General features: G+C 62.7%; 17 protein-coding genes. 6 read left to right on the forward strand and 11 right to left on the reverse strand.

Going from position 1 to position 23758, the window contains the following annotated elements:
* Window positions 1-137: 137 nt before the first annotated feature.
* Complete coding sequence (gene purL / locus G520_RS0116305; RefSeq protein ID WP_028536575.1) at window positions 138-4088, forward strand: phosphoribosylformylglycinamidine synthase; 3951 nt, start codon at window positions 138-140, stop codon at window positions 4086-4088.
* Between the two features lie 3 nt (window positions 4089-4091).
* Here the strand turns inward: purL and G520_RS23225 are convergent, their stop codons facing one another.
* The 5 genes from G520_RS23225 to G520_RS0116330 form a co-directional block, all read right to left on the reverse strand.
* On the reverse strand, window positions 4092-4523 hold the full coding sequence (locus tag G520_RS23225; RefSeq protein WP_051229468.1) for a cytidine deaminase: 432 nt from the start codon (window positions 4521-4523) through the stop codon (window positions 4092-4094).
* Window positions 4524-4643: 120 nt separating this feature from the next.
* Window positions 4644-5558, reverse strand: a complete 915-nt coding sequence (locus G520_RS0116315; RefSeq protein ID WP_051229469.1) for an SMP-30/gluconolactonase/LRE family protein — start codon at window positions 5556-5558, stop codon at window positions 4644-4646.
* Between the two features lie 54 nt (window positions 5559-5612).
* Entirely contained in the window at window positions 5613-6713 is a 1101-nt protein-coding gene (locus G520_RS0116320) for an ABC transporter substrate-binding protein (RefSeq protein WP_028536577.1), read from the reverse strand.
* A gap of 11 nt (window positions 6714-6724) precedes the next feature.
* A complete protein-coding gene (locus G520_RS0116325) occupies window positions 6725-7813 on the reverse strand; it encodes an ABC transporter permease (protein WP_028536578.1) in 1089 nt (362 codons plus the stop codon).
* Between the two features lie 51 nt (window positions 7814-7864).
* The gene (locus G520_RS0116330; protein ID WP_211222859.1) at window positions 7865-9397 is read right to left on the reverse strand and encodes a sugar ABC transporter ATP-binding protein; all 1533 of its coding nucleotides are present in this window, start codon (window positions 9395-9397) and stop codon (window positions 7865-7867) included.
* Window positions 9398-10008: 611 nt separating this feature from the next.
* Here G520_RS0116330 and G520_RS23230 point away from each other — a divergent pair.
* The gene (locus G520_RS23230; protein ID WP_084637679.1) at window positions 10009-12348 is read left to right on the forward strand and encodes an EAL domain-containing protein; all 2340 of its coding nucleotides are present in this window, start codon (window positions 10009-10011) and stop codon (window positions 12346-12348) included.
* Between the two features lie 30 nt (window positions 12349-12378).
* Here G520_RS23230 and prmB read toward each other — a convergent pair whose 3' ends face one another.
* The 5 genes from prmB to G520_RS0116360 form a co-directional block, all read right to left on the reverse strand.
* Entirely contained in the window at window positions 12379-13272 is an 894-nt protein-coding gene (gene prmB / locus G520_RS0116340; RefSeq protein ID WP_028536580.1) for a 50S ribosomal protein L3 N(5)-glutamine methyltransferase, read from the reverse strand.
* A gap of 87 nt (window positions 13273-13359) precedes the next feature.
* Window positions 13360-14733, reverse strand: coding sequence for a phosphomannomutase/phosphoglucomutase (locus G520_RS0116345; RefSeq protein WP_028536581.1), 1374 nt, complete (start codon window positions 14731-14733; stop codon window positions 13360-13362).
* 61 nt (window positions 14734-14794) lie between these two features.
* Window positions 14795-15829, reverse strand: coding sequence for an anthranilate phosphoribosyltransferase (trpD, locus tag G520_RS0116350; protein WP_028536582.1), 1035 nt, complete (start codon window positions 15827-15829; stop codon window positions 14795-14797).
* A gap of 13 nt (window positions 15830-15842) precedes the next feature.
* Window positions 15843-16418: an aminodeoxychorismate/anthranilate synthase component II gene (locus G520_RS0116355; RefSeq protein ID WP_028536583.1), complete on the reverse strand. Its 576-nt coding sequence runs from the start codon at window positions 16416-16418 to the stop codon at window positions 15843-15845.
* 316 nt (window positions 16419-16734) lie between these two features.
* Window positions 16735-18015 (reverse strand): MFS transporter, encoded by a 1281-nt coding sequence (locus G520_RS0116360; protein WP_028536584.1) that lies wholly within the window; start codon window positions 18013-18015, stop codon window positions 16735-16737.
* 452 nt (window positions 18016-18467) lie between these two features.
* On the opposite strand from G520_RS0116360, the gene G520_RS0116365 reads away from it, so the two are divergent.
* From G520_RS0116365 to G520_RS23235, 3 genes are all read left to right on the forward strand, one after another.
* Window positions 18468-19025, forward strand: coding sequence for a DsbA family protein (locus G520_RS0116365; RefSeq protein WP_028536585.1), 558 nt, complete (start codon window positions 18468-18470; stop codon window positions 19023-19025).
* A gap of 164 nt (window positions 19026-19189) precedes the next feature.
* Window positions 19190-19882, forward strand: coding sequence for a DUF1345 domain-containing protein (locus G520_RS0116370; RefSeq protein ID WP_211222860.1), 693 nt, complete (start codon window positions 19190-19192; stop codon window positions 19880-19882).
* Window positions 19883-19928: 46 nt separating this feature from the next.
* Entirely contained in the window at window positions 19929-20267 is a 339-nt protein-coding gene (locus G520_RS23235) for a chorismate mutase (RefSeq protein WP_051229471.1), read from the forward strand.
* A 3-nt stretch (window positions 20268-20270) separates the two neighbouring features.
* On the opposite strand, the gene G520_RS0116380 is transcribed toward G520_RS23235, so the two are convergent.
* Complete coding sequence (locus G520_RS0116380) at window positions 20271-20483, reverse strand: hypothetical protein (protein WP_028536587.1); 213 nt, start codon at window positions 20481-20483, stop codon at window positions 20271-20273.
* A gap of 261 nt (window positions 20484-20744) precedes the next feature.
* On the opposite strand from G520_RS0116380, the gene G520_RS23240 reads away from it, so the two are divergent.
* Entirely contained in the window at window positions 20745-23708 is a 2964-nt protein-coding gene (locus G520_RS23240; RefSeq protein WP_051229472.1) for a bifunctional diguanylate cyclase/phosphodiesterase, read from the forward strand.
* Window positions 23709-23758 lie beyond the last annotated feature (50 nt).

The raw sequence follows: 23758 nt of genomic DNA on the forward strand, positions 1-23758 counted from the left end.
ATGCCGGTAAGGTTTACAGGGCACTGCCGGATCAGGATAACTGATTTGTTACGCACGGAATACGGGCGCGTCTTAAAATTGAAGCGGTTTTCCTGTATTATGACGCGCTTTCCTGATACTTTTGTCGCGGGTGCTGAATGTCTCACGTTCTCAAGCTGCGGGGCGGTGTTGCCCTGTCACAGTTCCGATTGGAAAAACTCCTTGCCGCAGCAAACGACGCCGGCCTCGGCGGGCTCTCCCTGGTCGCCGAATTCTGGCACTTTGTCGAGAGCGCTGCGCCGCTGAGCACGGGAGAGGAAGACATCCTGGCGCGGTTGCTGACGTATGGCGAGGCGCCCGCCGTGCCGGCGCCGCAAGGCGAGTTGTTCCTGGTGACGCCGCGGCTCGGAACCTTGTCGCCGTGGGCGTCCAAGGCCAGCGATATCGCCCGCCACTGCGGCCTTCCCGGCATCGAGCGCATCGAGCGCGGCACGGCCTACTGGGTCAGCCGTTCGACGCCGCTTTCTCCGGACGAGCGGCGCCGCCTGTCGGCGCTGCTGTGCGATCGCATGACCGAGACGGTGATGTCTTCTCTGGACGACGCCGAACGGTTGTTTTCGCATCTCGCCCCCGCGAGTCTGGCCACGGTCGATATCCTCGAAGGCGGTCGCGCCGCACTGGAGACGGCCAATACGACCCTTGGTCTGGCGCTGTCCGAAGACGAAATCGAGTATCTGCTTGCCAGTTTTACGCGTATGGGGCGCAATCCCAGCGATGTCGAACTGATGATGTTTGCGCAGGCCAACTCCGAACATTGTCGCCACAAGATTTTTAATGCCCGATTCATCGTCGACGGCAGCGAGCGCGACAGCTCGCTGTTCGGCATGATCCGCGCCACGCACAAGGCGCACCCGCAAGGCACCCTGGTCGCCTACGACGATAACGCCTCGGTGATCGAGGGGGCGACCATCGGTCGTTTCTACCCCGAGAGCGACAGCCACCGTTACGCCTTCCACAGCGAGCCGACGCATATCCTGATGAAGGTGGAGACGCATAATCACCCGACCGCGATTTCGCCCTTTGCCGGCGCCGCCACCGGCTCCGGTGGCGAAATCCGCGACGAAGGCGCCACCGGCCGCGGTTCGCGGCCCAAGGCAGGCCTGACCGGGTTCACCGTATCCAACCTGAATATCCCGGGTTTTGTCCAGCCGTGGGAGGTCTTCAGCGCCGATCGCGCCGAATACGGTCGGCCGGGCCGCATCGCGTCGCCGCTGCAGATCATGCTGGAAGGCCCTATCGGCGGCGCCGCCTTCAACAACGAATTCGGCCGCCCGAATCTGGCCGGGTATTTCCGCACTTTCGAGCACATGGTCGACGGCGAGATGCGCGGTTACCACAAGCCGATCATGATCGCCGGCGGCATGGGCAACATCCAGGGCCGGCAGCTTAAGAAAGATGTGATTCCCGAAGGCGCACTGCTGGTGCAGTTGGGCGGTCCCGGCCTGCTGATCGGTCTGGGAGGCGGGGCGGCATCGAGCATGGATACCGGTGCCAACAGCGAAAATCTCGATTTCGATTCGGTGCAGCGCGGCAACCCCGAAATCCAGCGCCGGTGCCAGGAGGTGATCGACCGTTGCTGGCAGATGGGCGAGAACAATCCCATTGTGTCGATTCACGACGTGGGTGCCGGCGGTCTGTCCAATGCGTTCCCGGAACTGGTCAACGATGCGGGCCGCGGCGCGGTGTTCCAGCTGCGCGAGGTGAATCTCGAGCAGAGCGGCATGAGCCCGCTGCAGATCTGGTCGAACGAGGCGCAGGAACGCTATGTGCTCGCCATCCTGCCGCAGGATCGCGAGCGCTTCGATGCCTTGTGCCAGCGTGAGCGGTGCCCGTATGCGGTGCTCGGCGTCGCCACCGATGATGGTCGTCTGCGCGTGCATGACAGCCATTTCGATAACGATCCTGTCGATATGCCGCTGGACGTGCTGCTGGGCAAGCCGCCGCGCATGGTGCGCAATGTGACCCATCAGGAGCCCGAGTGCCGCCTGTTCGATGCTTCGCGCCATCCGCTGCAAGAGTCGGCAATGCGCGTGTTGCGTCACCCGACCGTGGCCGACAAGTCTTTCCTGATCACGATCGGCGATCGCTCGGTGGGGGGCATGACGGCGCGCGACCAGATGGTCGGCCGCTGGCAGGTGCCGGTGGCGGACGTGGCGGTGACGACGATGGGTTTCGACGGTTATCGCGGCGAGGCGATGGCCATGGGCGAGCGTTCGCCGACGGCGCTGTTCAATGCCGCCGGGTCCGGGCGCATGGCGGTCGGCGAAGCGCTGACCAATATTGCCGCCGCCAGCGTTGGCCGCATCGACGCGATCAAACTGTCCGCCAACTGGATGGCCCCGGCCGGACACCCGGGCGAGGAAGCCCGCTTGTACGATACGGTCGATGCCGTGTCGCGGCTGTGCATCGATCTCGGCGTCAGCATCCCCGTGGGCAAGGATTCGCTGTCCATGAAGACGGTATGGCAGGATGGCGGCGAACAGAAATCGGTTACCGCACCGCTGTCGCTGGTCGTTACGGCATTTGCCGCCGTCGACGACGTGCGGCGCACGGTAACGCCCGCGCTGACCGAAAACAAGGACTCCGACCTGATTTTCATCGATCTCGGCCATGGACGCTGCCGTCTGGGCGGGTCGATTTTCGGCCAGGTCTGGGGTGTGATGAATGGTCGTGCGCCGGACGTGGAGAGCCCCGAGCAATTGGTGGCTTTCTTCAATATCGTCCAGTCGCTGGTGAGCGAGGGGTTGTTGCTCGCCTATCACGACCGCTCCGATGGCGGTCTGTTCGCCGCGCTGGCCGAGATGATGTTCGCCGGCCATGTCGGCGTCAGCGTCGACTTGCATGAAATGGTCATCGACCGTCAGAAGACGCAGCGTTTTGTCGACGACTATGTGCAGTCGACCGACGAGGCGGCGCTTCACGGCCGCATCATGCGCGTGCTGTTCAATGAAGAACTGGGCGCGGTATTGCAGGTGCGCAAGGCGAATACCGCCGATGTGATCGCGCGCTTCATGAAGGCCGGCATCGGCCGCGAGCTGTTCGTGCTGGGCCGCGTCGACGGCCGCGACCGCCTGGTCATCAAGCACCGCGGCGAAGAACTGTTCAACGTTTCGCGCGGCGAGCTGCAGCGCACCTGGTCGGAAACCAGCTACCGCATGCAGCGTCTGCGCGACAATCCGGCCTGCGCCGACAGTGAGTACCTGCTGCTGTCGGACACCAGGGCGCGCGGCTTGTATGCCGACCTCAGCTTCGACGTCCACGATAACCCGGCCGCGCCTTTCATCAATGTCGGTGCGCGGCCGCGCGTCGCGATTCTGCGCGAGCAGGGCGTTAACGGGCAGCTCGAGATGGGGGCCGCATTCGATCGCGCGGGCTTCGATGCCTTCGACGTGCATATGAGCGATATCATCTCCGGGCGCGTCGCGCTGGAGACGTTCCAGGGTTTGGCTGCCTGCGGCGGTTTCAGCTATGGCGACGTGCTGGGTGCGGGCGAGGGCTGGGCCAAGAGCGTATTGTTCAACTCGCGCGCGCGCGAGGCTTTCGAGCGCTTCTTTGGCCGCGGCGATACCTTCGCGCTGGGGGTGTGCAATGGTTGCCAGATGATGTCCAATTTGTCTGCCATCATTCCGGGAGCGGAAGCCTGGCCGCGCTTCCACCGCAATGCGTCCGAGCAGTTCGAGGCGCGTTTCAGCATGGTCGAAGTCATGCCGTCGCCGTCCATCTTCCTGTCCGACATGGTGGGCAGCCAGTTGCCGGTGGTCGTCAGTCATGGGGAAGGGCGCGCGGTGTTGTCTTCCGGCGCGTCACCGATTCCAGCGCTGCGCTTCATCGACTTCGAAGGTCGCCCGACCGAAACCTACCCGCTCAACCCGAACGGTTCGCCCGCCGGTCTGACCGGCGTGACGACGGCGGATGGCCGTTTCACCATCATGATGCCGCATCCGGAACGGGTGTTCCGTACCGTGCAGAACTCGTGGCATCCCGAGGGCTGGGGCGAAAACGGAGCATGGTTCCGGATGTTCGCCACCGCCCGCAGGTGGGTGGGCTGACGCTTACTCCGAGCGTGCCCGGTGTTCGGCCATGTTTTTCGGGCCGAACGCGCCGGGCAGCAGGGTGTCCAGTGTGGTATCGATGACAGCGTCGCCGTCGCAGATCAGGCGCACCCGCATTGCCGGGCCGAACTCGTTGAGTACCTGGCGGCACGCGCCGCAGGGCGTGGTCGGCTCGGGGGTCGGGGTGTAGACGCAGACGGCGGCGATTTCTTCCATGCCGCCTTGTGCGCGCGCCGTAAAAATCGCGGTGCGCTCGGCGCAGTTTGTCAGGCCGAACGAGGCGTTCTCGACGTTGCAGCCGCTGTAGAGCGTGCCGTCTGCCGTCAGGATGGCCGCGCCCACGGCAAAATGGCTGTAGGGAACATAGGCATTCTTTGCTGCCTGGCGCGCTGCGCGTTCCAGTGCAGTCCAGTCGGACAAGTTCGCTGTCATGGCCGGTATCCGGTTAAGTGCGGGCTGAAGATATTCCATCTGGAGAAAGTTTCTGTCAAGCGCCGGCGAGAGACCGTCAGCGCCAAACGAAAAGACACCCGCCATCCGGCGGGTGTTTTTTTAAAGCAAGTGCGAGTACTGGCAGCCGCGGGTGGCCAGCCGGATATGGTAGAGCGAACGGGTCGCCGTAATGAAGAGTTCATCCTGCTCCGGGCCGCCGAATGTGCAGTTGGAGACGCGCTCGGGGACCGGAATCTTGCCCAGCCGTCGTCCGTCGGGGGCGAGAACGACGATACCGTCTTCGCAACTGCAGAACACGCGGCCCGCGTGATCGACACGGAAGCCGTCCGGAATGCCCGGCTCGATCCGCGCGAAAAACCGTTGCCCGGCAAGCCTGCTGCCGTCCACGACATCATAGGCCAGCAGGTGGCGTCGTCCGTGCCTAGGGAAATCGACGATAGACATGTCCGCGACGTATAGCAGGCTTTCGTCGGGCGAAAACGCCAGCCCATTGGGTCGTTGCGTGTCGGTTGCCACCGCGGTGAGTTCGTCGCTCTGCGGATCGTAGCGGTAAACATAACAGCCTATGATCTGGCTTTCCGCGCGGAAGCCTTCCTCGTCGCCGATAATGCCGTAGGGTGGGTCGGTGAACCAGATGCTGCCGTCGGATTTGACGACGATATCATTGGGCGAATTGAGGCGCTTGCCATCGAAGCGGTCGACCAGCAGGGTGATGCTGCCATCGTGCTCGGTGCGGCTGATCCCGCGGCGTCCATGTTCGCAGCTGACCAGCCGGCCCTGACGGTCGAGCGTGTTGCCGTTGCTGAAGTTCGATGCCGGACGCCACAGCCTGATGCTGCCGTCGCGCGACCAGCGAAACAGACGGCAGCCTTTGACATCGCTGAAGACGACGGCGTCCTCGCGTGGCAGCCAGACGGGTCCTTCCGCCCAGATGGCGGGCGACCCCAGGCAACTGAGGCGGCTGTCGTCGCGCAGCAAGACCGCGAACCCGGGGTCGTCGATCTGAATGCTCATGTTTTCTCCCGTGGCGGCCCGCCGCGCGATGGTCTGCACAGTGGGCCGGGTGTCTTATTTCACGCCCCAGATGGCCTTGTAGTGGCCTTGGTAATTATTCTGCGGATCGTACACATTACTGCTGCCGCCATCGAAGGCGACGTTGTCGTGCGTGACCAGATGGGGGGCGGTGACATAGCCGGACGGGGCGGCCTTGCTCAGCGCACGGTTCATCTCGTCGAGCAGTTGCCAGCCGTGCAGGTGCAAAGGCTCCGGGACGGTGGCCAGCTGATGGTCGCCGTTGCGGATGCGCTGATAGGCGGTGACCGAGCCATCTCCGGCCGAAATATTGTACGGCGTCCCCCCCTTGGCCTTGCCTGCCGTTTGCAGCGAGGCGCTCATGAAGTCGAAGTAGAGGTCGTTGATGGCCAGCGAGTACTGGTAGTCGTCATGGTATTTCTGCAGCAGGCTGAACGTCATCTGCGGCATGCGGTTCGAGGTGTCGGCCAGCGGGGTGTCTATCATCTCCAGCACCTTGCAGTCGCGACACTTCTCGATGATCGCTTTCATTGCATTGGCTTTGTCCATCGCGATCTGGTAGAGCGAGTCGGTGAAGATCAGGACCTTGGCCTTGCCGTTGGACTTGGCGACGGCGAACATGGCCGCTGTCCGGGCGACCTGGTTCGAATCCGACGTCACGTTATAGCTGATGCCATACTCCGGGACCGGACCCGGCTTCGGTACGGCGTGCCAGCCTATCAGTACGATGCCCTGGCTGGCGGCTTTCTTGAGTGCGATCCTGGCGACGTTAGGGTTCCAGCCGCCGATGATGATGCCGGCCGGCTTTTTGGCGATAGCCTGGTTCAAGGCGGCCAACTGGTCCTTGACCGAGCCGCCGCCGTCAAGAACGTCCAGCTTCCATCCCGCGACCTTGGCGGCTTCTGCCAGTCCCTGTTCGACCCCCAGGACGCCACCGTTTTTCATATCGGAGGCGATATAGATGACGGAGACGCCGTGGCGCAGCGTCGGTCCGCTGGTCGGCCCGTCCCAGGTTTTGGCCGGGGCGGTGGCCTTGGCCACAACGGCACGCGCCTGGTCCAGAAAGGCGTCGGCATGTGCGGCCTGTCCGAGAAACAAACCTGCGACGAGTGATGTCAGTACGAGCGAGCGTTGCATGGTGTCATTCCTTATTCTGTGGTGTGGGGGGTGGAATTGTTTGACGGATTGCTTTTCCTGGTCGTGGCTTTCTGTACGGACTTCTGACTCAGCAGGCGGCGCCGTTGGGCGTAGCCGGCAAAGGTGATCGACAACAACAGGGTGGCACCGTTGAACAACGGCTCGACCCAGAAGGCGCCGCCGAATTGCTGGATGCCTGCGATGCCGATGGCGAGGATGGCGACGCCGACCACGGTGCCCCATACATTGACGCGCCCCGGCTTGATGGTGGTGCTGCCAAGGAAGGCGCCGACCAGGGCCGGCAGCAGGAAATCCATGCCGACGCTGGCCTGTCCCACGCCTTGTTCGGCGGCGACAAGCACGCCGGTGATGCCCGTCAGCACGCTCGATGCGATGAAACTGCCGATGATGTAGCGGGTGACCGGGATGCCGTTCAGGTGGGCGGCGGTCGGGTTTCCCCCGATGGCGTACATGCAGCGCCCGAGCGGGGTGTGCTCCGTCACTAACCATAGGCCTACTGCAGCGAACAAGACGTAGAACGCCGCTACCGGAATGCCGGCGATTTCGGTATGGTGCAGAGCCACGAAGGCATCCGGCAGATTGCCGACGATCTGGCTGCCGCCCGAGTACCACAGGGCGACGGCATATAGCGCCGTCCCGGAGCCCAGGGTCGCGACGAAGCTGTCGATGTCGGCCAGCGCGACCAGAATGCCGTTGAGCAGCCCGTAGACGGCAGACAGGGCCACGACGATGGCGATCGCCAGCGGCCAGCTCAGCCCGTATTTGACCTGTAGACTGATCGCCAGGATATGCCACAGTACGATGCCGAAGCCGACATTGAGGTCGATCTTGCCGACGATCATCGGGATGGTGGCCGCGAGCGCCAGCAAGGCGATCTTGGATTTGCTGGCGAGAATGGCCTGCATCGTCAGCATCGAAGCGAAGGATGGGGTGGTGAGTGCGAACAGCAACAGCAAGATGACGGATAGCAGCAGCAAGCTGTAGCGCGAGGCCATTTCACTGGCCCATGGCATCCAGCCATCCCGTGCCGGGATGACGTTTTTCTCGAGTGCTGTCGATTTGACCGATGTTTTTGACACCTTGAACTCCTCTTGCAATGGGGCGAAGCACGCCTGGTCCGTTTACATGTCCTACGCGGCCTCGGCGGCGGCAACGCCGCCGGCGCAGGCCAGCTCGAGCAGATTGGCGAAGCTGACGTCGTCGCCGCACAGCTCCCCCACCACGTGTCCGCGATTGAATACCAGCGCATGGTCGCAAATCAGTGCGATTTCCTCGAAGTCGGAGGACACGACGATGATGGAGATGCCGTTGTCCAGTGCCTGATTCAGGATCGCGTAGATGTCGCTGCGCGCGCCGACGTCGACTCCCGCCGTCGGATCCTCGAGGATCAGCAAGGGCGTGGCCATATTCAGCCAGCGTGCCATGACGACTTTCTGCTGGTTGCCGCCGGACAGGGCGCTGACATCGATCTCGACATTGCGCGGGCGGACGTCGAAGCGCTCCGCCATCTCTGTCGCCGAACGCGCTTCCTGCTTCGTGCCGTAGGCGGACAGGGCGGGGTGCCCGAGGGTGCAGGGGTTCAGCACCAGGTTTTCACGTACCGACATCGACATCACCAGGCTCTCTCCGAGACGGTCGCCGGCGACGAGCGAGATGCCGGCCTGTATCGCTTCGTGTGGCGAATGCAGGGAGAGGCGACGCTCGTCCAGAACGATGTTGCCGTGCGCGGCGGTACGCATGCCGAACAGGCAGCGTCCTATTTCTTCCTGCCCTGCGCCACGCAATCCGGCCAGGGCCAGCATCTCGCCACGGCGCAAGGAAAACGAAACGGGGCCGGTGTCGCCGACCACGAGTCGCTCCAGCCGCAGTAGAGTGGGGGCGCGTTCGGGGGTCGGGCGGCGCAGATCGGCGGGGGGCTCGCCGCCGACGATGGCGCCGACAAGGGTCTGCATGGTGTATTGGGAGATGGCTCCGCCTGCGACGCGAAAACCGTCGCGCATCACGCATATTTCATCGGCGATTTCCATGACTTCGTCGAGGCGGTGGGTCACGTAGATCATGCCCACTTTGCGCTCGCGCAGCCGTTGCAGAACGGTGAACAAGTGCCGTACGTCGTCGGCGGGCAGGGAGGCGGTTGGCTCGTCCAGTACCAGCACTTCGGCGTCTACCGCAATGGCGCGGGCAATGGCCAGCAAGGATTTCTCCGAGCGCGACAATTCGAAGACCCGCGCCTGCGGATCCAGGTCGATGCCGACTTCGGCCAATGCCTCGCTAGCCTTGCGCGACACGGTTGCCCAGTCTATGAGTCCGAAGCGGCGCGGAAAGCCCATGATCAGGGCCATGTTCTCGGCGACCGTCATCCACTCGATCAGGCCGAGATCTTGATGAATGAAGGAGATCGGCTGTTCGCCGCGGGTGTGCAGCGCGGCGGCAGAGGCGATTTCGCGTCCTTTGAACAGGATTCGGCCGCCGTCGTTTTTGTAAACGCCGGCCAGAACCTTGATGAAAGTCGATTTTCCGGCTCCGTTTTCGCCGAGCAGGGCGACGATTTTTCCTGCGGGCAGGTCGAGACTGACGTCGTTGACGACGGTCTGGCTGCCGAAGCGTTTGACGATGCCTTCCATCTTGAGCAAAGTCGGTGACGGGGTATTCGGGTCCATCATTGTTCTGTCCTGTCAGTTCGCGACATGATCGGGTGTACGGGGAATAAATCGCACTAAATTCCACATAATGAAAGGCGATTTCAAAATTCATGCTATGCCGCGTCGGTTAGACTGTCAATTCGAGGTTCCGGCCGCGCGTAGCCCGGGTGCCAAAAGGCGCTCCCATCGCCGGGGTCGTGGCGACTATAGGCGTGCCCGATCGCCGACAAACGATCAAGTGCAGCGCAGCATTGATCGGTTGCCGCTACTTTTGATTGCATTTGTTGTCAATGCGGTGATTTTGTGTGCGTTTTGTGTCAAATCGCGCCGTCGCCGAGCAAGGCTTGCGGTGTCTCACTTCGGCATCAAGCGTGCGCAGAGGCGGGGGGAAGCGGAGCGTTTCGTGTCCAACTCGCGCTCGGAGGGGAGGGACGCACGGCCGTGTACGTCCGGATCAAACTTTTATTAGAAAATAGTTATCAAAGACCATAATCAATATGGCAATCAATCTGCCAATCTGATAGCCTTTGTTGCAATAATTTCAGGCGGCCGGATGTCTTGCTTTCGGTCGCGGCAGCAGGCGCCAGCGTGACTGGCGACGACAATAATGGTGCCACACGGGCTAGTTTTTAATGTCTAAGGGAAATGCCGAGCTTCTCGCTCCGTTGTGCCGCTTTGTAGGGGTCGGCCCCGAGCATTTTGCTGTTTTGTCACGGTACGCGCCGCGTCTGCTTATCCGACGCTCCGTTCTCGGCAAGCAGCTGTATTGGCATTTGCTGCACCATCCCGATAGCAGCGATGTTCTTGCCGCCCGTTCCGGTAGTCGCACCGACCGATTGATCGATAGCCAGCTGACCTACTTCGAGCGCATGCTGACCCGCGCTCCGGATTCGCGCGATGTCAAGCGTGCGATGGCGCAAGGCCGCCGCTGTCATCGGCTTGGCATCAGCCTGGTGTGGCTGGGAGGTGCCTACGAACACTTCTTGTCGCATATGCTGGAGGCGGTCGAGGCGCTTGGTGCGATCAGTCATGTCAGCAAGGCGCTGGAAGAGGCCTTGCGCAAGCGCGTTTCACTCGATTTGTTGCTACAGTTGCAGGGCTATCAGGACGCGGTGGCGGCTTCGGGTCCGGCGCGTGCGACCGCACGTCTGTACGCGACCCTCAGCGGCGTCAGCCTGGCCTTGATTCATGCCACCGACCGCTCTCTGCTGTTTCAATCCATCTGCCGCATCTGTGTCGAAGAAGGCGGTTTCGGCCATGCCTGGATAGGCTGGATCGATCAAGACAGCAAGCAGGTTCGCAAAGTGGCGATGGCGGGGCAGACCTCTTGTGCGTTTCTCGAAAAACTCGATGTCTCTGTCGATGTCGCCCTGGCGTCGGGACGCGGCCCGACCGGACGCGCGATCCGTTCGTTGGCGCCGCAGGTCATCAATAACGTCAGCCAGAGCGAGAGTCTTGCGCCCTGGCATGAGCTGTTGTTGAACGAGCATATCCAGAGCGTGCTGTCCACCCCGTTGACGATTCAGGGCCGGGCCGTTGGCGTGTTGGTGCTGTATGCCTACGAGCGCAATTTCTTCGATGATGCCAAGGTCGGTCTGGTGCGCACCATGGGCAGCGAGATCAGTCATGCTCTCGAGCGCCAGGAAGCGCTGGAGCGCAGCCAGAAGGCCGAGACCGAGCTTGCGTTCCTGATTCAGCACGACCCGCTGACAGGACTGCCTAACCGTATGCTGATGCAGGAGCGCATCGGTCTGCAGATGATGCGCAGCGGCGAGGGCGCGCGCATCGGGGTCGTGACGCTGGCCATCGATGGCTTCCACGAAATCAACGCCCGGCTGGGCCACGAATCGGGCGATGTCATTTTGCGCGAAGTTGCCTTGCGCATGAGCCATCTGGCCTTGCCGCTGGGGAGCATGGGCCGGGTCGGTGCGGCGCGCTTCGTTGCCTGCACCGATAATGTCGGCGAAATCGAGCGCTTGGTCATCGATCTGCTTGCCGCGATGAACGAGCCCGTGCTGTGCAAGAGTGAGCGAGTGAGTTTCAAGGCCAGCATCGGCATTGCACTGGAAGGTGCCAACGTTGTCGACGCATCGACCCTGATGCGGCGCAGCGACCTCGCGCTGATCCGGGCGCGCGATGCCGGCGGCGGGCAGCACTGCTATTACGACGAGACGATGGACCAGGAAATCCATCGTCTGTACCAATTGCGAGCTGCATTCGCCGATGCGCTGGCCAATGATGAGCTGGAACTGTTTTACCAGCCCAAGATCAATCTCAAGAGCCATCGCATCAGCGGAGTGGAAGCCTTGGTGCGCTGGCGGCGCGACGGCAAGTTGATGGCGCCCGGGCAGTTCTTCCCTGCGATCGAGCAGACCGATCTGATGCGCGAACTGGATTGGTGGGTGCTGGGCGAAGCCCTGCGTCATTGTCATGAATGGATGACGCTCGGGCATTCGATCCCTGTCAGCGTCAATTTGTCTGCGGTGACCTTGCAGCACGGAACCTTCCTGCCCCGGCTGCAATCGCTGATCATGCGCTACCCGTTGCCGGACGGCCATCTGGAACTCGAGGTACTGGAGTCGGTTTCGCTCAAGCAGGCCGAGGATATCGTGTACAAGCTCGAGTGCTGTCGCGATATCGGCATTTCGATCGCGCTGGACGATTTCGGTACCGGCGCATCGTCGCTGGTTCATCTGCAACAATTGCCGTTCGATACCATCAAGATCGATCAGCGCTTCGTGCGCATGCTGCTGGAGGCGCCTGGCAACGAGGCCATCATTCGCAGCATGATCTCCTTTGCGCACTACAGCGGTCGCACCCTGGTGGTGGAAGGCGTGGAAAGCCAGCCGATCTGGGATCGCTTGCTGGAAATCGGCTGCTCGTCGGGGCAGGGGTATGCGATTTCGCCCCCGGTGTCATCCAAGCACTTGCTTGACTGGGTGGACGAGCAGGTTCCCTGCCTGCCGCTTTGAACGCGGGTCGCGTGCGCGACCCGCGGTGCATCAGTCGACCAGGTCCTCGCGGGTAAGCAGGAACACGAAGCCGTCTCCGCCGCTGGTTTCCAGCCAGACGAAGGGCAGGTGCGGGAAGGCGGCCTCCAGTACATCGCGGTTATGCCCGATTTCGACCAGCAGCACCCCGTGCTCGTTCAGAAATTCCGGCGCCCGGCGCAATATTTCGCGCGTCGCATCGAGGCCGTCTTCTCCGGAACCCAGTGCCAGCTCCGGCTCGTGCAGGTATTCCGCCGGTAATTCATCCACCGAATCTGCATCGACGTAAGGCGGGTTGGAAATGATCAAGTCATAGCGTTCTTCCAGGCCGCTGAACATATCGGTATGGATCAGTTCGATGCGGTCCTCCAGCCCGTAGTTTTCGACGTTGAGCGCGGCGACTTCAAGCGCATCGAGCGAGATGTCGACCGCGTCGATATGCGCATCCGGGTAGTGGTGCGCCATCTGTATGGCCAGGCAGCCAGAGCCGGTGCACAGATCGAGTGCCCTGTGTATCAGTTCGGGATGCTCTATCCATGGCGACAGTGGAGCGCCCAGCAGCTCGAAAATGAACGAACGCGGGACGAGTACCCGCTCATCGACGTAGAAGCTGAATTCGCCCTGCCAGGCCTCGTGCGTCAGATAGGCAGTCGGAATGCGCTGCTCGGCGCGCTTCTCTATCATGTCGACCGCATCGTGTATCTCGTCCGGCAGCAGGCGTGCGTCGAGGTAGGGGTCCAGCTGGTCTATGGGCAGCTTCAGCGTGGATAGCAGCAGGTAGGCGGCCTCGTCATAGGCGTTGCTGGTGCCGTGACCGTAGCTGAGCTGGGCGTCGTTGAAGCGCGACACGGCAAAGCGCAGCAGGTCGCGCAGGGTGGTAAACGTGCTGGCGGCTTGTGCGTACATCGAAATCCTTTCGTCATGAAAACGGCCGACGAGGGTCCGGAATCACTTCCGGGCCCTCGTCGGCGACCGTGCGTGAGCGTCGTATGCTCAGAACGGCAGTTTGGCGTCGGTCACGGCCGACAGCGCCGTGCGAAAATCCGCCTTGATGCGCTCGATCGCTTCTTCGTTATCGGCTTCGAAGCGCAGTACGATCACCGGGGTGGTATTGGAGGCGCGCATCAGCCCGAATCCGTCGGCGTATTCTACGCGCAGGCCGTCGATGGTGATGATTTCCTCGGCCTTTTCGAAGCGGGCGCTCTTCTGCAGTTCGGCGATCAGGGTGTGGTTCTCGCCTTCGCGCGTCTTGATATTGAGTTCGGGTGTCGAAATCGCGTTCGGCAGGGCGTTGAGCAGCGCGCTCGGGTCTTCAACGCGGGACAGGATTTCCAATAGACGTGCGCCGGTGTACAGGCCGTCGTCGAAACCGTACCAGCGTTCCTTGAAGAAGACGTGGCCGCTCATCTCGCCGGCGAGCAGGGCGCCCGTTTCCTTGATTTTGGCCTTGATATAGCTGTGGCCCGTGCGGGACATGACCGGCACCCCCTTGTTTTGCTTGATCCAGGGCTTGAGCAGGCGCGTCGATTTGACGTCGTAGATGATCTTGGCCTTGGGGTTGCGCTCCAGCACATCGGCCGCGTAGAGCATCAGTTGACGGTCGGGCCAGATGATGGTGCCATCCTTGGTGACCACGCCCAGGCGGTCGCCGTCGCCGTCGAAGGCGAGGCCGATTTCAGCGTCGGTCTTGGACAGCGCCTCGATCACGTCCTGCAGGTTTTCCGGCTTGGCCGGATCCGGATGGTGGTTGGGGAAGTTGCCGTCGACGTCGCAGAATAGTTCGCGCACGCGGCAGCCGAGACGGCGAAACAGGACGGGAGCATAGGCGCCTGCGACACCGTTTCCACTGTCGATCACGATATTCATCGAACGTTCGAGCTTGATATCGCCGGTGATGCGGTCGAAATAGGCTTCGGCGATGTCGCGGCTACTGATCTTGCCGGCTCCGCTGCTGAAATCTTCGCTCAGAATGCGCTGGTACAGGGCCTGGATGTCGTCGCCGGCCAGCGTGTCGCCGGCCAGTACCATCTTGAAGCCGTTGTAGTCGGGCGGGTTGTGGCTGCCGGTCACCATGACGCCGGACAGGGTGCCGAGTTCGTGCGTGGCGAAGTACAGCATGGGTGTGGCGACGCGACCGATATCGATCACATCAACGCCGGCTTCGGTGAGACCCGCTGCCAGCGCATCGGACAGTTCCGGCCCGGACAGACGGCCATCCCGGCCGATAACGACGGTGTCGACCTTGCGCGCAACGGCTTCGGAGCCGACCGCGCGACCGATAAGGCGCGCCGTGTCGGCGGTCAGCGTCTTGCCGACGATGCCGCGGATGTCGTACGCCTTGAAAATATCTTTCGAGAGTTTGTTCATTGTCTTTGGCACATTCAAAAGAATGGAAAGGACTCCGGTCGCCACGGCGGCCGGAAACGGCTTATTCGGTTTCCGCCAGGCGGCGGCTCAGCTGAACCAGTTCGTCCAGCTTGTTACGGGCGGCTCCGCTTTCGATGGCGGCGGCGGCGGCCTTGATGCCATCCTGCAGCGAATCGGCTACACCCGCGGTGTAAATGGCAGCCCCTGCGTTGATGAGCACGATATCGCGTGCCGGTCCGGGCCTGCCCTCCAGGACCTCGCGCATGATCGTCGCCGAAGCCTCGGCATTGTCGGCGCGCAAGGCGGACAGATCGCAACGCGGCAGGCCGAAGTCGGCCGGGTCGATTTCATACTCGCGTATGCGTCCTTCGCGCAGCTCGGCCACCCGGCTGGGGCCGGACAGCGTGATTTCGTCGAGACCGTCGCAACCGTGCACGACCATGACATGGCGGCTGCCGAGCTCTTTCAGTACCCGGGATTGTATGCCAACCAGATCGGGATGGAATACCCCCATGACCTGATTGTCGGCCTGCGCCGGGTTGGTGAGCGGACCGAGGATGTTGAACAGGGTGCGAACGCCGAGTTCCTTGCGGATAGGGACCACATGGCGCATCGCGCTGTGGTGGTTGGGGGCGAACATGAAGCCGAGCCCGATGCGGTCTATGCACTGTCCGACCTGGGGCGCGGACAGGTTCAAGGCGACGCCCAGATGTTCGAGCACATCGGCGCTGCCGCTTTTGGATGATACCGAACGCCCGCCATGCTTGGCGACGCGGGCACCGGCCGCCGCCGCGACAAAGGCGGAGGTGGTCGAAATGTTGAAGCTGTGCGAGTGGTCGCCCCCTGTGCCGCAGGTGTCGACCAGATGCTCGCGCCGGGCGACGGGCACCAGCGTCGCGAATTCGCGCATTACGGTCGCCGCTGCCGCGATTTCCTGCACGCTTTCAACCTTGACCCTCAGCCCGACCAGGATGCCTGCCACCAGGGTGGGGGGGACTTCGCCGCGCATGATCTGACGCATCAGATCCAGCATTTCATCGAAAAAAAGTTCGTTGGAGTCTATCAGCCGGTTAAGCGCGGCTTGCGGGGTAATCATGGTGGTGACGGCCTCATGCATGCGCGTGCTGGCGCAGGAAATTGTCGAGCATCGCATGTCCGTGCTCGGTCAATATCGATTCGGGATGGAACTGGACGCCTTCGATCGGCAATGTCGTGTGCCGCAGGCCCATGATTTCGCCGTCGTCGGTCCAGGCGGTGATTTCCAGGCATTCGGGCAGGGTGTCGCGCTCGACGACAAGCGAGTGGTAGCGGGTGCAGGTGACCGGATCGGGCAGGCCTGCGAAAACGCCGGAGTTCTTGTGCGCAACCGGCGACACCTTGCCGTGCATCAGTTGACGGGCGTGGACGACTTTGCCGCCGAAAGCCTGACCAATGCTCTGGTGGCCGAGGCAGACGCCCAGAATCGGTATTTTTCCGGCGAAGTGGGCGATGGCCGCCAGGGATATCCCGGCCTGATCCGGCGTGCAGGGGCCGGGCGAAAGAACCAGGTAGTCCGGCGCCAGGTCTTCGATCTGCTGCAGCGTGATCTCGTCGTTGCGAAAGACTTTCACCTCTTGCCCGAGTTCGCCGAAGTATTGAACCAGGTTGTAGGTAAAGCTGTCGTAGTTGTCGATCATCAGTAGCATGGTGCGTCTATGAGCCTTTTTTTAACGTGTGACGGTGGCGGGAGCCCGCCGCGTTACTCACAATCGTACTCACCCGTTCGTTTGATGAGCTGCGCCCGGAATCCGGACATGCGTTTCCGGACAGTACGCCGGGGTCCCGTTCGGGATGGGGCGCAACTCGAGCTGTCGGATTGTGCGTTAACTCGTGAAGGGATAATACCCCGTAAGCCCCGCGCTGTCTTTCCCTGATGCGATCCGGTGGAGTGCGATCACGCTGGCCGGTGCCAGGGCGGCCCGTTTCCGCGTCGGCTTGTCCGGCCTCGCTGGCGGGCGCGCGTTACGGAAACATCTCCACGTGCCTGAAGACGCGGATGGTGAGCAGGGCGAGCACGCCGATGGCGGTGGCGAGGATGGCCATGCCCCAGCGCGAGGACTGCAGCAGTCCGAGCATGAGCAGGGGCAGTATGCTGGAACCCAGCGAATAGGTCATGTTGTAGGTGAGTGATATGCCGGTCACTTTCCAGCGGGTCGGGAACAACTGCACGATGACTGCGGGCACCGCGCCGATCACCCCGCTGAACAGGCAGGCGATCATATAGCTGGCCAGCACGAGGTGCAGGCTGGCACTCAGGGACGCGCATAACAGGGTGGTTCCCAGTGCCAGCAGCACGCTGTAGAGCGCGACCGTTCTCCAGGCTCCGAACCGGTCGGATAGCCGGCCGGCGAGGATGCAGCCGATATTCAACGCCAGGATGGCTGCGCAACTGATGCGGAATGTCGTGGCGGGATCCTGCCCGTAGAGTTTTTGCAAGGCGATCGGCATGACGACGACCATCGTGATGACGGCCGAGGTCAGAATGAGCGTGAGCACGACAGAGGGGATGGCCGATGCGCGGTGGTGGCGGATGATGCCCGCGACCGGCAGTTTGCGGGCCAGTTCCTGCCTCTCCCTGAGCGCGAGGAATACCGGCGTTTCACGCAGCCAGCGCCGCAAGCCTATGGCGATAAAGCCGAACACTCCGCCGATGAAGAAGGGGATGCGCCAGGCCCAGGCCCGCAACTCGGCGCTGCTGTAGAGGCTGGTGAGCAAGGCTGTCGTGAGCGCGGCCAGCAGGTAGCCGAAAGTCAGCCCGGCCTGCAACAAGCCCAGCGCATAGCCCCGCCGTTCGGGCGGTACGTGCTCGGAGACGAAGACCCAGGCGTTGGGAACCTCGCCCCCGAGCGCGGCGCCCTGGATCAGCCTGGCGAGCAGCAGCAGCAAGGGGGCGTAGTAGCCGATCTGCGCATAGCCCGGCAGCAGGCCTATGCACAGGCAGGGGATGGCCATGAACAGCAAGGTGAAATTGAACATGAGCTTGCGGCCGGAGCGGTCGGCGTAATGCGCGAGCAACAGACCGCCTAGCGGGCGGGCCAGGTAGCCGACTGAAAAAATCGCCAGGCTTTGCAACATGCGCAGCCATTCGGGAACATCGGGAGGAAAGAAAACGTCGGCTATCGTTACGGACAGAAAGACAAAAATGATGAAGTCATAAACCTCGAGCGCGCCGCCAAGGACCGAGAGAAAAATGGTCTTGTAGTCGCTCAAGCTCAATAATGCGGATTTACTCGACGTCGGCATGGGTGCTTTTTCGGCCGTGTGATCGGAAAGGAAGGCAGCATACGCCAAATCCCGCCGCACTGTTTGTCGAGTGCGCGTTTCACAACAATTCGCCCCTGTGCGACTTGCCTCAAGCGGAGGGCTGTCGTCGCGCACGGCAGCTACGCGCCCGCTGCGGCAAACCCGGTCCCCTTTCCGGGGCTTTGCGGGGCCGCGCCAGGACTGGCGATCGCCTGATACGCGACGGTTGCAAATAAACGCCCAGGGCGCCGTCAGTGAGGCGCGTGCCGCCGGCGCAGGGGCGGCATCCGGAACGGGCGGGCATCGATTGCCGTCCATGGCATGGGATGCCGGGGCCCGTCTTGCGCTTGCCGATGGCCTGCGCATCCTGCCGCCGTTGTCCCGTTGCGCCCTTGTAGGGGGATGTCGTTTGTGTTTAGACTGATTGCGCCATTTGAAGCGGGAAATCTGATATGACTGACGCACGCTGGCGGGCTGCGCCCCTGAGCTGGGGCCGCGGGCCGCGGGTACTGGACGTTTTTCTCGAACCCACCTGCCCGTTTTCCGTCCGGGCTTTCGGCAAGCTGGGCCCGCTGCTGGCGCAGGCGGGAGAGGACCGCATCACGATCAGAATATGGCTGCTGTCCCAGCCTTGGCATCTGTACTCGGGAGTCGTGGTGCGCTGCGTTCTTGCCGCATCCACATTGCCGCAAGGCAAAGAAGCTGCGCGCATCGTGCTGGGCGCCGTCGCGGCGCACCGAGAAGAATTCGAGTTTGACCACCACTGTGACGGGGCGAATATGGACGCCACGCCGCGGCAGATCATCGAGCGCCTGGAGCGCTACAGTGGGATTGCTCTGCAGGAGGCGTTTGCGATTCCCGATCTCGATCGCGAAGTCAAGCGGCATGCCAGGTATGGGCGCCAGAACGGTATCCACGTTTCTCCGAGTTTCATGATCGATGGCCTGCTGCAAGCGGACATGGGCAGTGGCGATGCGGTCGCGGACTGGGTCGGGCGCCTGCTGGACTAAGCGTTGACAACGCGGCATTGCGACCCGCCCGTGCGCGGCAATGCTCCCCCTTTCATGGACGTCGATACGGCCCGTTTCGGCCCGCGTGGCCATGGCCCGAGCGGTCGCCATGCCGAAGCCGCCTGCCGTCGCTGCCCGTCCTGTTTCATAAGGAGCCCTGCAAGTTGAATATCGATAATGGCGCGTCGCATTCCCGGCGCTCGGTCGTGCTTCGGGGGATACGGCACAGGCCGAGACTGCTTGCGTCGACCCTGATCGGCATCGTTGCCGCCTTTTTTCTGCCTCCCTCGCTCGCTTCGCACGAGATCACCCGCATCATCATCGCCTGGAATATCGGGACCTGTCTTTATCTCGTTCTGGCCGCGCGCATGATGTTCTGGTCCAGTCATGATACGATGCGCTGGCGCGCCAGGCGACAGGACGAAGGGCGTATCGTCGTGCTGACCTTCGTGGTTCTGGCGGCCTTGGCCATTATCGGGGCCATCGTGACCGAACTGGCCGTGGCCAAGGATATGCATGGGGTGCTACGCTCCGCCCACATCGGTCTGGCGGCGCTGACCCTCGCATCCTCCTGGTGCTTCACTCATGTCATGTTCGCCCTGCACTATGCCCATGATTACTACGCCGCCCTGGGCCGGGAAAAGGTTGCAGGACTGGCGTTCCCGGGCGAGGAGCAGCCTGACTATGGCGACTTTCTTTACTTCGCCTGCATCATCGGCACGTCGGGCCAGACAGCGGATGTGAGCTTTACCTCGCGTCAGATGCGGCGGACAGGCCTCGTGCATTGCGTGCTGGCTTTTGTCTTCAATACGACCCTGCTGGCCCTGACCATCAATATCGCTTCGGGCCTGTTCTGATGGAAGGGTGTCGCAGTGCTTGAATTTTTGTTCCGGAAAGGACGGTATGGACGCCCGGCAGTTCGAATCCCTGGTGGAGGTACGCCTTGAAATCGATCGCATCGATAGGATGATGATGGTCCTGCTTGCGCAACGCGGCCACTGTGTCAGACAGGCCGCGCGGTTCAAGAAGACGGCCGCGGAGGTGCCCGCGCCGGATCGGGTTGCCCGGGTGATCGAGAACGTGACCCGGCAGGCCGCGGAGACGGGGGCCGACCCCACTGTGGCGGCGGCCGTGTGGCGTGCCATGATTGCTGCTTTTATCGATAGCGAGCTGGCCGAGCATGCCGCCCTGCAAAGCGGAGAGACGGGGGGCGGACTGCCCGATCCGCAACGGGGAAGGTAGGGGTCAGGCGCTTGTGTTGACGTTGCTGCCTACGCTATCGGCAGAGGACGAACTGCCGTTGTGCAAGTATTCGTAGGCTTCATACCCGATCGCGATGGCCGCGATTGCGGGGTGCGCTTCGACGACCGACGCCACTTCGCTGACTACCGAAGAGCCGGCCTTGAGGATGGCCCCTCCCGAAGTGCTGATGAATGAGCCCACCGCGCCGAGAATCATGCTTCCACTCCAAATTGACGAGCGAGATCGTTTTTGCATCTGCTGACTGGCAGGTGCTTGTTGTCCGGGGTAGTAGCAATTGGCATGCCCGGCGAAAAGGGGGTGTTTTGGCGGTTGGGCCGGTCCCCGGTGCCTGCGCGGCTGGCAAGTTTTTCCAGACAGTGGCAAATGTTGCCGCCGCGGCGTCGACGGCCAGGGCGGCCGTGCCCCGAACCGCGCTGCAAAGCGGATGACGACAAAAAGAGCTCATGATATTGTCGTATGGGGATGAAACCAACCGAGGGTACCCGCTTGCGACTGCGCCTTATCCTTCTGCTGGCCGCTGCCTATGGGCTGATCGGTGTCGCGTCTTTGCGGACGGCCATACCTCCTGGCTATACCGCACCGATGTTCCCGTCTGCCGGCATCGCACTCGTTGGCCTGTTGTTATGGCGCAAGGGCTGGCCCGGTGTCCTGCTGGGTTCGCTGATCGTGCAGCTGGTGGCAGGGTGGCAATCCGGGGTTCAGGGGGCGGGGTGGGTGGGGGCGCTGGTGGTTCCCGTCGGCTCGACCTTGCAGGCTCTGGCCGGAGTGCGCCTGGTGCGCGCCTGGGTGGGCTGGCCGAACCGCCTGGACACGCCGCTGGCCATCGTGCGCCTGTTCCTTGGCGTCGTACCGGTGTCCTGCCTGCTGTGTGCCGCCGTCAGCGTGCCGGTGTTGACCCTGGTCGGTGTGATTCCGGCCCAGGACGCGGTGTTCAACGGCTGGTGCTGGTGGCTGGGCGATACGCTGGGCACCCTGATCGCGCTGCCGCTGATGTTGGCCTGGTTTGGGCGCCCGCATATCGAGTGGCGGGCCAGGCGCTGGTCGATCAGCGTGCCGCTGCTGTTTTTTGCCGTGGCCCTGTTTATTCTCGGCATGCTCGTACACCGCTGGGAAACGCTGCGGGTGCAAAGCCAGTTCACGCGCGATGCAGGCCAGATCGAGCAGATGGTACGCCGAAGGCTGGACGCGCAGCTGGATGTATTGCTGGCTCTGCAGCAGGTCCAGTCGATCTCGCCGGCTGCCGATGGCGACGCGTGGCGGCGGGTGACGCAGCCCTGGCGCAGCCGCTTTCCCGGGACGCAGAATCTGGGCTGGAGCCCACGCGTGACGGATGCCGGGCGTCCGGATTTCGAAAGCAGGGCGCTCGGCGGCGCCCCCATCCTATCCCGCAACGAGCGGGGCGGACTGTCTGTGTCGCCACGGCGGGCGGAGTACTTTCCCATCCGCTTTATCGAACCCCTGGAGAGCAACCGCAAGGCCTTCGGTCTGGATGTCGCATCCTGGCCGGTACTGGCACGCGCGGTCGCACTGGCGGTCAAGGGCGAAACGCCGGTGGCCAGCGCTTCGTTGCGACTGGTGCAGGAGAGTGGGCGACAACGCAGTATCGTGTTGTATCAGGCCGTACGCGGCCCCGGCCGGCAGTCTGAGCTGCTGGGCGTCGTGTCCAGCGTGTTTCGTATGGACGATGTTCTCGATTCTTTACTGCCCCGCGCGGCGCGTCACGATGTCGACATCTGCCTGCTCGACATGGATGCGGCCATCGGGTCGGATCGTCTGTCCGGTGAGGCCGGTTGCGAGCGACCCGAGTGGCTGCAGCGCCATCCCTCGCAGATTGCACGTATCGATTTTGCCGGCCGGCACTGGTCGCTGCGCCAGCGCGCCAGCGCGGCCTACCTTGCTGGAATGCGCAGCTGGCTGGAGTGGGCCACCGTTGTGGTCGGGCTGGCCATGAGCGGCTTGTTCGGGGGATTTCTGTTGTTGCTGACCGGTTACACGCGCAGGGTAGAGACCGAGGTGACGGACCGGACAATCGCGCTGGCACATGCCAATTCGCTGCTGCAGGATCAACTCGATGCGACGCGCCGGGCCGAACTCCGGGTCGAATTCATGGCCCTGCATGATAGTCTGACCGGTCTGCCCAACCGTGGGCGCTGGTTGGCGGCGGCACGGCAGGCGCTCCTGGACGCACAACGCGAGCAGCGGCACCTGGCTGTGCTGTTCCTCGATATCGACGAATTCAAGACCGTCAACGACAGTCTTGGCCACCCGGTCGGCGATCTTTTGCTCGTCGAGATTGCGCGCCGTCTGGTCATTCCCCTGCCCGCACTGGCTTTGTTGGCGCGCCATGGCGGCGACGAATTCGTCGCGCTACTGCCTTATGACGATATTGGCGAGGTCAACGGCATTGCGCGCCGTCTGTTGGAGGTCTTCCTGGCCCCTGTCGTGGTCGGCGAGCATGAGTTGCATACCACGGTGAGCATCGGTGTCGCCTTGTATCCGGAGCACGGTGCGGATCCCGATACCTTGTTGCGCCACGCCGATCTCGCCATGTACGCGGCGAAGGCGGCCGGCCGCGACAATGTGTGCATCTATACGCCGGAAATGAATGCGAATGCGCTGGAGCGATTGACGCTTGAGCAGGATTTGCGGCGTGCGCTCGCCGACGACAGCGCGCAGCTGCTATTGCACTTCCAGCCCCAGGTCGACGCCGTCAGCGGACGCTGCGTGGGGTGCGAGGCGCTGGTGCGCTGGCAGCACCCGCAGCGCGGCTTGCTGATGCCGGGCGAATTCATTGCTTTGGCCGAACGTTCCGGGCTGATCATTCCGCTCGGGCAGTGGGTCCTGGCCGAAGCGTGCCGCCAGCACCAGCGCTGGAGCGATGCGGGACGGGCCATTCCGATCTCGGTCAACCTGTCGCCGCTGCAGCTGGGGCGGCGCGACCTGCCTGCGCATGTCCAGTCCCTGTTCGAACGGTATGCGATTCCGCCCGGCGGCATCGAGCTGGAGCTGACCGAGAGCACGTTGATGGACGACAGTCTGGAAAATCTCGGGCGTTTCCACGCCCTGCTTGCGCACGGGTGCCGTTTCGCACTCGACGATTTCGGCACCGGTTACTCCTCGCTATCGAGGCTGACGCGGTATCCGATCAGCCGGCTCAAAATCGATCAGTCTTTTGTCCAGCGCCTGCCCGGTACGGCCGAAGACGCCGCCATCGTCAAGGCGACCCTGTCACTGGCTCGCGATCTATGGATGGAAGTGGTTGCCGAGGGGGTCGAAACACGCGAGCAGCGCGATTCGCTGCTCGCGATGGGCTGCCATATCATGCAAGGGTACTGGTTCGGACGGCCGATGCCGGCACGGGAATTCGCCGTGTTTGCCAGTGGGGAAACGAACGGGGTGGGGGCTGCGCAGCCGGATTGATACGGCACTGTTTTTTTGTCATATTTATTTGATGTTGGTGGGCGAGTATC

Origin of the sequence: Paludibacterium yongneupense DSM 18731 (genome assembly GCF_000422925.1) — a bacterium.
Lineage (GTDB): Bacteria > Pseudomonadota > Gammaproteobacteria > Burkholderiales > Chromobacteriaceae > Paludibacterium > Paludibacterium yongneupense.